Source organism: Arthrobacter sp. 05T410 (assembly GCF_056396505.1).
In genome coordinates this window covers 100,691-113,359 of sequence record NZ_JBFTLP010000007.1, presented here as the reverse complement: position 1 = coordinate 113,359, position 12,669 = coordinate 100,691, and the positions used below count along the sequence as shown (strand labels likewise).

Here is a 12,669-nt window from a genome sequence, read left to right as displayed (position 1 = left end):
TCCATTAAGGCCACAGTCGTTAAGTCCATTCAGGAACCTGCGGCGATGCGCTCCCATCGGTCCCACGCGGCGGCCATCCTGCCGACAGCCTGCGGCATGTGCTCCTCCGCGGTGCCGGCGAACCCGATTAGCAGCGCCGGGGGGAGCTGCCGGGTGAGCCGGTACTCGCCGAGGGGGTAGGTGTACACCCGGCCCGCGGCCAGTCCCCTGGCTACCTCGATATCGTCGACCGGTTCACGGAGCCAACCCATGACGTGCAGGCCAGCGTCGACCGGGGCGGCTTCAATCCTGTGGCTCAACTGGTGATCGATTGCTTCGAGCAGGGCGTCCTGACGTGCCGCGTAGAGACGCCGGGTGCGGCGAAGGTGGGCGTGCAGATGCCCTTCCGACAGGAAGTCCGTGAGGGCCATCTGGAGCACCATCGCGGGCGGGCGCCCAATGACCGATGATGCGGATGCGAACGGCTTCACCAGGTCCTCCGGCAGCACGCAGTATCCGAGGCGGATCGACGGCGCGAGCACCTTGCTGAAGGAGCCCACAGTGATCACCTGCCTGCTCAAATCGAGCCCGAACAGGGTGGGGAGGAATTTCCCGCGGTAGCGCAGCTCGCTGTCGCAGTCGTCCTCGACGATCCAGCTCCCGTTCCGTTGCGCCCACGCGATCCACTCCGCCCTTCGCCCCGGGCTCATCGCAATGCCGAGCGGATGCTGCCGCGCGGGGGTCAGACAGGCCAGGCGTGCCGGAGCCGCGTCGTCGTCCGGGAGGACTGCTCCCTCGTCGTCGACTGGGACGCCTCGGACAGGACAGCCCTGGGACTGGAAGGCGAGCCGTCCGGAGATGTGCCCCGGGTCCTCGACGACGACGGGGTCGCCGGCGTCGAGCAGGAGAACCGCCAGCACGTTGAAGGCCTGCTGCGCACCGGAGGTGACGACCACCTGGTCCGCCGTGCACCCCAGGGCTCTCACGTCGTTGACGTATTCCGCGATCGCTTCCCGCAGTGGGCGGTAGCCGTGGGGATCGCTGTACCCGATCGCAAGCGGATCGGTGCGCCCGGCATGGCGCCCCAACAGGCGTTTCCAGGTCGCCGCGGGGAAAGCCGAGGACGCAACCTGGCTGGCAACGAACGATTCGGTCTCGGCGGGCGCCCACGTGTGCGGCGCCTCGCTGAACAGGTCGGTGCCCCGCGAAGAGGTGGCGGCTCCGCGTTCGGACAGCGGCGGCCGGGACATCGGCCGCTGCGGGGCGGCATCGCTCCACAGGGTGTCGACGTATGTGCCGTCACCCGCACGTGAGCGCAGGAAGCCCTCAGCAGTGAGTTGCTCGAACGCAGACACGACAGTGATCCGCGATACTCCCAGCTCGGTGACGAGTGTGCGGGTCGAGGGCAAGCGGGTTCCGCTCGGCATTGAACCCGTCAGGATCTGGGTGCGCAACTGCGCATACAGCTGCTGGTGCAAAGGCTCAGCCGCTGCGCGGTCGAGCTCAAGTCCGGCCAGCAGTCGGCCACCAGCGCTCTTCATCCCGCGAACCGCGGAGCGGATTTCACCATGGCCCCATTTTACGGGCCCGATTCTAGCTGGCCGTCCGTCCGGACGTTGCGCCAGATGGCGGGATCGTTGGACAGGCCGCGGTCCCCGGCGGCATATCCGAGCCACCCGGACGGGCGGGTGCCTAAACGAGCGGCCAGGGGTAGCGCATGCCGGTGCGGTCAACCGGCAGGACCCGGGCGTGCAGCAGGCGCTGGACGCGGCGCTGCAGGGCGGTGAACTCGTCGTCGTCGAGGAGCCCGGCCACCTCGGGAGGAGCGGCCTCGGCGAGCGGGGCGATGTCCTCGAGCAGGGCATCGGGGATAGGTTCGCCGGCGAAGTCCCAGATCACGGTGCGGAGTTTGAAAGCGGCGGAGAAGCACAGTCCGTGGTCGATGCCCCAGACCCGTCCGTCGTCGCCGCGCAGTACGTGCCCGCTCTTGCGGTCGGTGTTGTTGGCGACGTAGTCGAACAGGGCAATCCGCGCCAGGTCGCGGTGCGTCTCTGGGGCGTCCTCGAACAGAGTGAAGTAGTGCTCGCGGAAGTCGCACTCGATGAACCACTGCAGAGACCCGACCCCCAGCGGAGCTTCCTCGCGGATCACGGTCGGCGGGACGAAACCCCAGCCCAGAGATTCGCTGAGCAGGTAGGCGGCGCGTTCCCGCCGGTAGAGGCCGGGCTCGAAATCGGACAGCGGTCGTTCGCCGGCCTCGGGCTTGTAGACCGCATAGGCGGCGTCGTCCCCGCAGGAGACCTGGGCGAGGAACGTCTCGTTGCTGCTGCGCGGGATACGTCCGAGCAGCTCGACGCGGCCCCCGGCGAGCAGGGTCAGCTCCCGGCCGGACACCGGCTGTCCCGTATCACTGGCGGTCCCACAGTCTGTCCCGAATTCACGGCGTCCTCAGCCCGCTGAGGGGTTCCGACGTCGAATTCACCATGAGCACGGCGGGTCCCTGGCCGTCCACATAGGAGATGGCGGACACCGAGCCCGGGCTTATGACGATCCGCTGGAAGAGGTCCAGGGGCGTGCCCAGGGCGTGGGCGACGGCGGCCTTGATGGGGTCGGCGTGGGAGAAGCACACGACGACGCCGCCGGGGTGGGCTGTGCGCAGCACCTCAAGCGCTCCGACAATCCGCGCCTGCATTTCCGTGAAGCTCTCGCCCTTCGGGAAACGGAAGGTGGATGGGCTGTGCTGGACGGTCTGCCACGCCCGCAAGCGCGCCAGCTCGGCCAGCGAGGCGCCCGTCCACTCGCCGAAGTCGCATTCGAGCAGGCCGTCGTCGTGCGTCACTTCCAGTCCGGCGCGGGACGCCGCCGGCTCCGCCGTCTCGCGGGTGCGCTCCAGCGGCGAGGAGTAGATGCCGTCGACCCGAAGTCCCGCGAGCCGTTCCGCGACCCGGTCAGCCTGGTCCCGGCCCCGGTCGGACAGATGCAGCCCCGGTGCCCGGCCCGGCAGCAACCTGCCCGTCGTCGGCGTCTCCCCGTGGCGCACCAGCAGCAGGAGCGTGCCCTGCTGCTCGGGTGAGGGCCCGGCAGATGGTTTCGGCGCGGTTGATGCAGTCATCAAGAATCAGCCTAACGCTCACCGCCTGCCCCGTCCCTCGCAGGCTCGGACCGGGGACCCCGGGCGGCTCTCTTGCACCCCGCCCCAATGCGCAGGAATCTGCAAGAATCCCTCGATTCCCCGCACGGTAGAGGTCTACGGTGGAGGAGTGAGTGATCGCCCCGATATCTTCACTGTTGGTGAACTGCGTGCCTCCGGCCACGTCCACAAGGACCTGCGCCGCGAAATCCGCGACAACCTGCTCGCCGCGCTCGCCGCCGGCCGGGATCCCTGGCCCGGGATGTTCGGGTTCAGCCGGACCGTCCTGCCCCAGCTCGAGCGGGCCCTGCTCGCCGGGCATGACGTCGTCCTGCTGGGCGAACGGGGCCAGGGCAAGACGCGGCTCCTGCGCACCCTGGCCGGGCTGCTGGACGAGTGGTCGCCGGTGATCGAGGACTCGGAACTGAACGAACACCCTTACGAACCCATCACGGAGCACTCCCGCGCCCTGGCCCTCACCGAGGGGGACCGGCTGCGGGTGGCGTGGCGGCACCGCTCGGAACGGTACGTCGAAAAGCTCGCGACGCCGGACACCTCCGTCGCGGACCTGATCGGCGACGTCGACCCGATGCGGGTGGCCGAGGGACGCCGTCTCGGGGACCCGGAAACCATCCACTACGGCCTGGTCCCGCGCTCCAACCGCGGAATCATCGCCATCAACGAGCTGCCCGACCTGGCCGAGCGGATCCAGGTCTCGATGCTCAACGTGATGGAGGAACGCGATATCCAGATCCGCGGCTACGTGCTGCGGCTGCCGCTGGACGTCCTGGTGGTCGCGTCCGCCAACCCGGAGGACTACACGAACCGCGGCCGGATCATCACGCCCCTGCGGGACCGCTTCGGCGCCGAGATCCGCACCCACTACCCGATCGAGCTCGACGACGAGGTCGCCGTCATCCGGCAGGAGGGGCAGCTGGTGGCCGGCGTCCCGCCCGTCATCCTCGAGATCCTGGCCCGCTACACCCGGGCGCTGCGGCAGTCGCCGGCGGTCAACCAGACCTCCGGGGTTTCCGCGCGGTTCGCCATCGCCGGCGCCGAAACCGTTGCCGCGGCGGCCCTGCGCCGGGCCAGCGTGCGCGGCGAAGACGAGGCCGTCGCCCGGATCATCGACCTGGACGCCGCCGTGGACGTCCTCGCCGGAAAGATCGAGTTCGAATCCGGCGAGGAAGGCCGGGAACAGGACGTCCTGGACCACCTCCTGCGCATGGCCACCGCGGAAGCCGTCCGGGCCCACTTCCACGGCCTGGACATGGGCCCGCTCGTGGCCGCGCTCGACGGCCACGCCACGGTCACCACCGGGGAACTGGTCACCGCGCGGGAGTTCCTCCACAACCTGCCGTCCCTCAACGGATCCAGCCTCTACGACGACATCAGTGAGCGCCTGGGCGCGGAAAACGACGGGCAGCGCGCCGCCGCCGTCGAGCTTGCGCTGGAAGGGCTCTACCTCGCCCGGCGGATCTCCAAGGAGTCCGACGACGAGGAGACAATCTACGGGTAGGCAGCTTTACGGCTAAGGAGGCCTCATGACCGCTCACAACCGGTCCAGGTACGGCCGGTACACGGGAGGACCGGATCCGCTCGCCCCGCCGGTGGACCTGGCGGAGGCGCTGGACGCCGTCGCCGAGGACGTCATGGCCGGCTACTCGCCCCGGCACGCCCTCCGGGAGTTCCTGCGCCGCGGCGGCCGGAACCGGGAAGGCCTCGACGAGCTCGCCGGCCGCGTCCAGCAGCGGCGCAGTGAACTGCTGGGCCGGCACAACCTGGACGGCACCCTCAGCGAAGTCCAGAAGCTGCTTGAGACTGCGGTGCTGGAGGAGCGCAAGCAGCTCGCCCGCGACGCGATGATGGACAACACCGACCGCGCCTTCCGGGAGATGCAACTGCAGAACCTGCCGCGCTCCACGGCGGCGGCGGTCAACGAGCTCGCCTCCTATGACTGGCAGTCGAGCACCGCGCGGGAGGCCTACGAGCGGATCAAGGACTTGCTCGGCCGCGAACTCCTGGACCAGCGGTTCGCCGGTATGAAGGAGGCGCTCGAGGGCGCCACCGAGGAGGACCGGGCGGCCGTGGCCGAGATGCTGCAGGACCTCAACGGGCTCCTCGGCAAACACCGCCGCGGTGAGGACACCGACGCGGACTTCCAGGAATTCATGGCCAAGCACGGCCAGTTCTTCCCGGAGAACCCGCAGTCGGTCGAGGAGCTGGTGGACGCGCTCGCCCAGCGCGCGGCCGCCGCCCAGCGGCTCCTGCAATCCATGTCCGCCGAGCAGCGCGAGGAGCTGATGCGGCTCTCCGCCCAGGCGTTCGGCTCGCCCGAGCTTATGGCACAGCTGGGCCAACTCGATTCCAACCTGCAGGCTTTGCGCCCCGGCGAGGACTGGTCCGGCTCCGAACGCTTCGAGGGCGAGGAAGGACTCGGACTCGGCGACGGCACCGGCGTGCTCCAGGACATCGCCGAACTGGACGAGCTGGCCGAACAGCTCTCCCAGGCCTACAGCGGGTCACGCCTCGATGACCTGGACCTGGACGCCCTCGCCCGCCAGCTCGGACAGAATGCCGCCGTGACGGCCCGCACCCTCGCGGAGATCGAACGGGCCATGCAGGACGGCGGCTTCCTCCAGCGCGGCGCCGACGGCGATCTCCGGCTGTCCCCGCAGGCCATGCGGCGGCTCGGCAGGTCCCTGTTGCGGGACACCGCCAAGCAACTCTCCGGCCGGCAGGGCCGCCGGGACACGCGGGTTGCCGGGGCGGCCGGGGAGCAGACCGGCTCCAGCCGCCAATGGGAGTTCGGCGACGCCGAACCGTGGGACGTCACCCGCACCATCACCAACGCGATCCGCCGCACGATCGCCGACGGCGGTGACCCTGGCCGCGGACTGCGCCTCGCCGTGGGCGACATCGAAGTCACGGAGACGGAGGCGCGCACGCAGGCCGCCGTCGTCCTGCTTGCGGACGTGTCCTTCTCGATGGCCGCCGAGGGACGCTGGGTGCCCATGAAACGTACCGCCCTCGCCCTGCACCACCTCGTCTCAACCCGGTTCCGCGGCGACCGGCTGCAGCTGATCACGTTCGGCCGCTACGCGCAGACCATGGACATTGGCGAGCTCACGGCCCTGCCGGCCCTGCGGGAGCAGGGAACCAACCTGCACCACGGCCTGCTGCTGGCCGGCCGGTTCTTCCGTCAGCACCCGTCGATGCAGCCCGTCCTCCTCGTGGTGACCGACGGCGAACCCACCGCGCACCTGCTGGCCGACGGCGAGTCCTGGTTCTGCTGGCCGCCGGATCCGGAGACCATCCGCGTGACGGTCGCCGAACTGGACCGCCTGGCCCGCGCCGGCACGCAGGCCACGTTCTTCCGGCTCGGCGACGACCCTTCCCTGGAACGTTTCGTCCAGCGAATGGCCCGCCGCATCGACGGCCGCGTGGTGGCGCCCGAGGCCGGAGACCTGGGCGCTGCCGTGGTGGGGGAGTACCTCCGCGCCCACTTCCGCGGACGCCCCTACGACGACGCCGACTGGGCCCAATAGATCCGCGGCGACTCTCCACCACTGGCGGGGTAATTGGCCACGCCGTCGGGGTTTGACCGCAGTTCGATCTCACCGCCAAGGGTTTCGGTTGACAGAATGGTGCAACGCCCAATAGGCCAGTGCGAGGAACGCGACGGCCTGAATTCCGAGGAACCCGGTGTCTGTGAGCCATTGTCCGGCTGTCGGGTCGTAGAGCGTGTCCACTTCGGGTGCTGGCGGTTTCTGGAGCCCGACAGTGGCCGCCGCAGCCGCGTAGCCAAAACGTGCAGGGAGCAGCCACGACACCTCCTCGAGTCCGGCGCGGCCTTGGATAGCGAACAGCCCACCGCAAAGGACCAATTGCGCCATCACCAAGGCGACGAGCGCAGGCATGGTTTGTTCAGTCGATGTCGCGGCAGCCGAGATCACCAGCGCGGCGGCGGTCATGGCGACGCCAACCGCTGCCACAGCCACGGCAATCTCCAGGTGCCCATTGCCGAGTACCAAGGCATCGTCCGGTCCCGGCAGACCGAGGAGAGCCATCACGGTGAACAGGATGCACTGGATTGCGACCAAGGCGCCAAGCACCACAAACTTGCCGAGCAGGTAAGCCGTAGGGGAGAGGCCAACGGCCTGTTCCCGCCGGTAGATGGGCCGTTCCGCGACCAGTTCGCGCACCGTGAGGGCTGTTCCCATGAGCGCTGCTCCGACCACGAGGACAATGAGCCGCTGTTGGACCTGATACAGATCGCCCCCGGCCTCCCGCATGGACAGCCCGGCCTCGCCGGGGAAGGCGTGCGCCATCAGGGCGAGCAGCATCGGCATGCCGACAAGGAGGACCACGAAGAGGCGGTCTGCGGCGACGACGGCGGCGTTGCGCCGCATCAGCGTCCACAACTGGCGCAGCGGGGCCGCGCGGGGCGGAGGGGGCGCGTCGCCCACAGGTACGGGCACGTTGGCTGAAGCGGTCCTTCCTATGTACGCGTCACGAGCAGGCGATTGGGCGTATTTGCCCACCCACGTCGGGTCCTCGAGTGCCGCAAACGCCGCAGGGTAGTTGTCCACACCGAAGAATGGGAGTACTTCGGCCGGTGGTCCAAAGAACGCCACGCGTCCGCCGCGGGCGAGGACCAGCACACGGTCGCATTCGTCCAGGGCGAGGACGCTGTGGGTGACTACCAGCACGACGCGGCCGGCGTCGGCGAGAGAGCGCAAGCTGCCCATGACCTGCTTGTCCAGGCCGGGGTCGAGCCCGGAGGTAGGCTCGTCCAAAAAGAGCAGCTGGGGCGCTGTGAGCAGCTCGAGGGCGATCGAGGTCCGCTTTCGTTGCCCCCCGGAGAGGGAATCGATGCGCTGGTCGATTTGGTTGGTCAGATCGACCTCGGCGACGACTTGATTGACCCGTTCGTCGCGCTCTGCGGAGCTAGTGTCTGGGGGCAGTCGCAATTGAGCTGCGAAATGGAGCGCGCGGCGGACGGTGAGTTGCCGGTGGAGGATGTCCTCCTGGGGAACCAGGCCCACCAGGAACCGGAGCTGGGCGTACTCGGCGTAGAGGTCCCGCCCGTTCCAGCTGACGTGCCCGCGAGTGGCCGGGCGCAGCCCGGTAAGGGCGCCCAGGAGGGTGGATTTGCCAGCGCCGGAAGGCCCTATGACCGCCACGAGCGTCCCGGCCGGGACGGTGATGGACACATCGTCCATCAGGTGGGCGCCAGTCTTGGTGGTGACCTCCAGGTGCCGGGCGCTGAACGCGGGACGTTGCGGTGGCGGCATGGCCGCGGTGGCGCCGTCCCAGAGTAAAGTGCTCGATCCGATACCGATGAGGTCACCGATTGAGAGCAGGGCGTCACCGTGGACGCGTTCCCCGTTGAGGAATGTTCCATTGAAGCTGCCGGCGTCGCGCAGGACGGCGGCTTCGCCGACCTCGACCACGGCGTGACTCCGGGACGCGAGGGGGTCATCCACCACAACGTCGCACGAGTGCGACCGCCCGAGAGTGAGCACGCGTGGCCTCACCGGCTGTCCGGGCGGGTGGGGCATGAGGAGCACCTCGGGTCCGTCCATAGCGCCAAGACGGAGCCGAAGCCCGCCGGTGAGTAGCGGCACCGGGCCGTCCAGCACCCGGTCCGACTCCATGTCCCAGGTGCCGTTGCGGCTTGCCTGATCTGCCGCCCACCATCTGCCCTCGCTGTGCCAAAGCCGGACGTGTTCGCGGCTGACACGATCGTCATCGATAGAAACATCGGCGCCAGCATCCCGACCAACCTGAACTGTCTGCTGCGGCGGAAAGCTCCACTCACGGCCATTTGCGCGCACGAAAAGCGCAGTTCCGTCCGGGGGTGGCACTTGGTCCGGCATGGCGACCTTCCTTACTTCGTCCGGCGTAGAGAACCGACGACGTGATCGAAAGTTTCCGTGCGCTGCTCGAACAGCGACGAGGGGGCGAAAAAGACCAGGAGTTGGACCGGATCGGTCTCAACGACGAAGACCCGGACCTGCAGCGTGACGGCGGATGAGAGGGGAATCGTCCCCTCCATGGCCTGCCCCTTAACCTCCCCGACGGTAGCCGGCCCGCGGTCCACCAGATGCGCGTCCCGGCCGGGCAGGAGCGCTTCCGCCGTGCGGACGCGGGCGGTCGGGGATTGATTGGTCAGCCCGGCGGGCCGGTGGTAGATGGCGAGTCCGGCGACTTTCTCCGGTTCACTGGCCGTTCGGGCCGCGGCAGCCGGAGCGTCCGGCTCGTCGGCGAAAAGCGCCGTCAGGTCTGCGTCCGAGAGCACACTGACGGTGCTGTCGCCAGCTTCGTGAGTTCGGGCAGTCCAGCTCTGCGGGACATCGAGGGTGTACGGGACGCCATCCGCGCGAAAGGTTACGTACTTTTCTCCAGACAGCATCGGCGGGAGCAGCGCGCCGGCGAGGATGGCGAGGATTAGGAGGAGGAGCGCCCCGCCTAGCACAGCCAGCCGTGCGGCCCGGCCCGGCCGCCGCTCAGCACGCCTACCCCGGGACCCGGTGGATCGTCCGCCCAAGTGGGCGTTCGCGCCCGCGCGGACGAGGGTCCCTGCTTCCACCGGGGCGGCGCCGCCGTTGCCCTTGCCGGGTCTAGTGGCGCGGGGCGGGACCGCGTGTTTCCCCGCGCCTCGGGGCTGCGCTGGAACAACCTTGCCAGGCGGGCCGCCGGACATCATGGTAACGAGCGCGCCGCATGTTGGGGGCCGGTCCTCGGGTTGTTTCGCCATGCCCTTGACGATGGCAGCCTCCATTGCAGGAGGGACCTCCGGCCGTTCCAAGGTGAGGCGCGGCGGCTCCTCGGTCATGTGCGCCCACAGCTGGGCCGAGTCGTCGTCATGGTCGAACGGCGGGTGGCCTGCGAGCAGCGTGTAGGCCACGCACGCCAGCGCGTACACATCGGCCCGACTATCGATGTCCCCGCCGCGGATCTGCTCGGGTGCGACGTAGTCCAAGGTGCCGAGGAAGTGACCGGCCGTCGTCACGCCCGTGGCGGAGGTGGTGCGCTTTGTGAGACCGAAGTCCGTGAGGTAGACGAGCCGGTGGCCGTTTGCCGGGTCGTCAGAGAGCAGTATGTTGCCGGGCTTGACGTCCCGGTGGACAAGGCCCGCGCCGTGCGCGGCGTCCAGGGCCGCGGCCGTGTGGGAAAGAATGCCCAGGGCCTCGGTCAGCGGGAGAGGGCCGCGAGCGTCAAGTTCTGCCTTGAGATCAGTGCCGTGCACAAAGCGCATGGCGATGTAGAGCAGTCCCGACCATTCCCCGGCAGCGTAGATCGGCAAGATGTTGGGGTGGTCCACCGAGGCGGCGAGCCGGGACTCACGGACAAACCGCTGGCGGAACTTCTCGTTGGCTGCAAGTTCCGGGGCCAGGAGCTTGAGTGCGACGGGTCGGCCGAGCTGCACGTCCAGCGCCCGGTACACGACTCCCATGCCGCCGCGGGCGACCAGGGACTGGATCTGATAACCCGCGAATTCTGCCCCGGGATAGAGGTAATCCTGAACGGGCTCCACGGTTCACCCGACCGGGTAACCGCAGCTGGAGCAGAACCGCGCTCCGGGGCGCACTGATCTGCCGCACTGGGAACAAAACGTCCTGCCCTGTCTCTCCGCGGCGCGGGGTGCCAGCGGTCCGGCCGTGCGGGTTTCGCCACCATCTGGGCCCGTATTTACGTCCCCGGTCGCCCCCGAAGCCGGCTGACCTCGCCCGCCAGATGCCGGAGATTGCGAGGGAGGAGAACTCTTGTGCCCGGCTGCTTCGGTCCGCACGGGGCCCGTCCCGCCGTGTCCGGCCTGCTGTCGCAGGACCTGATCTTCATCAGCCCGCGCAGCCCGGGTCATTGCGGTCTGGCTCTCGCCGGTTTGGGGTTTCAGAGGGGCAACAGGTCTCCCTTCGGCACCCTTTGAGCTTGGACGGCCAGCGGGGCGAGGCGGGGCCCCGCCGACGCCCCGAGCGGCTGACGCCCTGCCGCGACGCAGGACCAGGACGGCCAGGATTCCGGCCAGGAGCAGGAATCCGGCGAATCCGGGCAGGAGGGCAGCCTGCAGGGGGCCGTCCTTGCCAGCGTCTGCGGCGGCGGTCGCCTGGTCTCCCATCGGGTGCTCGCTACTCATCTTTCGGGCCTGCTCAAGATAACTTGTCGCCAAGGCGGAATCGAAGTAGGTCAAGGACTCTTCGAGTGCGCTCTCGGCCGATCCGCCCATGCCCGATGAGAGGTGATCGATGCCCCGCCGGAATACAGCATCGAACTTCGATGGGGAGGCCTCAACGCCCGCCGCGGCCATAGCTGCTTGAATGGACGCGGCCGGCACCAGAGTGCCCTGGCCGTCCGGCTGGCGGGGCCCCATCAGGCCGAGGACCTGGCCGGTTGCCCCGTCGAGCACGGGGCCGCCGGACACGCCGGCGTCGAGTGGCCCGGCAAGGTCCTGACTAGAGCGGATTCGGCCCGCGGCGGTGTCCACCGCCACCGGAAACTGCGCCGGTCCCGCCTTAGGGCTCGGATCCTCGGTGAAGCCGACCAGTACGGGATTCGCACCTGGTGCTGCGGCCGGCGCGGCCAGCGTGGCTGTCGGCGCGCCACCGCCGCCACTGATCCTGAGCAACGCGATGTCTTTGGGCCCGGTCGGGTGGTTGAGCAGCTCGGCCATGACGGTCGCAGGCTCCGCCGTGTAAGTGTGCACTCGGTACTGGGGGACGCGAAAGACGATACAGTGCTCCACCTGGTCGTAGCAGTGCTGCAGGTGCGCCGCCCAGTATCGATCAGGCGTCGAGCCTCGCCGCAGCGGATTCCCGCCGTTTCCAACGATCGGCACTCCGATCACTTTGGCGAAGAGCTCGTTCGCGCTGTATGCGGCCACAGCGCCCTCGTCGACGGCAAGATTCTCCCAAGTGGTCGCCACAATCCCGTCTGCTGAAACGACCACGCCGGTAGCGGAACCGAGCGGCACTGTGGACCGGCCACGGGAGATCACTACCTCGCCTGTGCTGTGGTCAATATGGGCGATCTCCGCGATGGCAAGGAGGTCGATTCGCACGAGAGCAGCCTTGGACCCCTCGGCATCGCTCTTCAATGTGGCAGATGGAGTAGGCATAGGACTGGCCGCCGATGTCAGCGTCAGTGCAGCGGCGACGCCGACGAGAAAGACCAGGAAGCCGGAAATGCGCCTGTGCATCATCCAAAGCTTTGCCATGAACAGATACATGACGACGGCCATGCCCGTGTCGCGAGACGTGAGGCGGGAACAGAAGACGGTGGCGGCAATTCGCTTTTGGTTCATGGCGGATCCTCTGGTCGAATATGAGACCGTCACGCGGATACGCCTGTGGGTTTGATCAGCCCGTCCCCCGCCATAATGCTAAGCCTTCTGATCATTTGTGTCATCGGAGTTCTTCGGAATAGTTCACAGATCAGGAAGCCGCGGTGGAACGCCATTTGAAGGGACAAGCCGGTCAATCTCCCGTCCGCCCGGGCTGCAAGATCCTGGACCGGGACTAATTTGTCGAACGGGGAAGTTATGTTGTCGGGGCCGT

The 12,669-nt window shown here is 68.5% G+C and carries 8 protein-coding genes and 1 pseudogene; 2 read left to right on the top strand and 7 right to left on the bottom strand.

Annotated elements, in window-relative coordinates; genetic code table 11:
- Positions 1-29 precede the first annotated feature (29 nt).
- The 3 genes from pdxR to AC1DFR_RS12170 form a co-directional block, all read right to left on the bottom strand.
- Positions 30-1,520 (bottom strand): MocR-like pyridoxine biosynthesis transcription factor PdxR, encoded by a 1,491-nt coding sequence (pdxR, locus tag AC1DFR_RS12180; RefSeq protein ID WP_476857603.1) that lies wholly within the window; start codon positions 1,518-1,520, stop codon positions 30-32.
- Between the two features lie 151 nt (positions 1,521-1,671).
- On the bottom strand, positions 1,672-2,373 hold the full coding sequence (locus AC1DFR_RS12175; protein ID WP_476873439.1) for an SCO1664 family protein: 702 nt from the start codon (positions 2,371-2,373) through the stop codon (positions 1,672-1,674).
- A 43-nt stretch (positions 2,374-2,416) separates the two neighbouring features.
- Positions 2,417-3,091, bottom strand: a complete 675-nt coding sequence (locus tag AC1DFR_RS12170) for an MSMEG_4193 family putative phosphomutase (RefSeq protein WP_476873438.1) — start codon at positions 3,089-3,091, stop codon at positions 2,417-2,419.
- A 148-nt stretch (positions 3,092-3,239) separates the two neighbouring features.
- On the opposite strand from AC1DFR_RS12170, the gene AC1DFR_RS12165 reads away from it, so the two are divergent.
- Together AC1DFR_RS12165 and AC1DFR_RS12160 are read left to right on the top strand one after the other, a co-directional pair.
- Positions 3,240-4,628, top strand: coding sequence for a sigma 54-interacting transcriptional regulator (locus AC1DFR_RS12165; RefSeq protein ID WP_476857600.1), 1,389 nt, complete (start codon positions 3,240-3,242; stop codon positions 4,626-4,628).
- A gap of 25 nt (positions 4,629-4,653) precedes the next feature.
- The gene (locus tag AC1DFR_RS12160) at positions 4,654-6,657 is read left to right on the top strand and encodes a vWA domain-containing protein (RefSeq protein WP_476873437.1); all 2,004 of its coding nucleotides are present in this window, start codon (positions 4,654-4,656) and stop codon (positions 6,655-6,657) included.
- A gap of 69 nt (positions 6,658-6,726) precedes the next feature.
- On the opposite strand, the gene AC1DFR_RS12155 is transcribed toward AC1DFR_RS12160, so the two are convergent.
- The 4 genes and pseudogenes from AC1DFR_RS12155 to AC1DFR_RS12140 form a co-directional block, all read right to left on the bottom strand.
- Positions 6,727-8,637, bottom strand: a complete 1,911-nt coding sequence (locus tag AC1DFR_RS12155) for an ATP-binding cassette domain-containing protein (protein ID WP_476873471.1) — start codon at positions 8,635-8,637, stop codon at positions 6,727-6,729.
- 147 nt (positions 8,638-8,784) lie between these two features.
- Positions 8,785-8,991, bottom strand: a pseudogene (locus tag AC1DFR_RS12150) (FHA domain-containing protein); the annotation flags it as partial.
- Between the two features lie 11 nt (positions 8,992-9,002).
- A complete protein-coding gene (locus AC1DFR_RS12145; protein WP_476873436.1) occupies positions 9,003-10,652 on the bottom strand; it encodes a serine/threonine-protein kinase in 1,650 nt (549 codons plus the stop codon).
- Positions 10,653-10,655: 3 nt separating this feature from the next.
- Positions 10,656-12,416 (bottom strand): zinc ribbon domain-containing protein, encoded by a 1,761-nt coding sequence (locus tag AC1DFR_RS12140; protein WP_476873435.1) that lies wholly within the window; start codon positions 12,414-12,416, stop codon positions 10,656-10,658.
- Positions 12,417-12,669: the final 253 nt, after the last annotated feature.

What these genes read in the sequence shown, in the direction of transcription:
- AC1DFR_RS12140 (WP_476873435.1), bottom strand. Translation starts at nt 12,416, where the DNA reads ATGAACCAAAAGCGAATTGCCGCCACCGTCTTCTGTTCCCGCCTCACG.
- AC1DFR_RS12170 (WP_476873438.1), bottom strand. Translation starts at nt 3,091, where the DNA reads ATGACTGCATCAACCGCGCCGAAACCATCTGCCGGGCCCTCACCCGAG.
- AC1DFR_RS12160 (WP_476873437.1), top strand. Translation starts at nt 4,654, where the DNA reads ATGACCGCTCACAACCGGTCCAGGTACGGCCGGTACACGGGAGGACCG.
- pdxR (WP_476857603.1), bottom strand. Translation starts at nt 1,520, where the DNA reads ATGAAGAGCGCTGGTGGCCGACTGCTGGCCGGACTTGAGCTCGACCGC.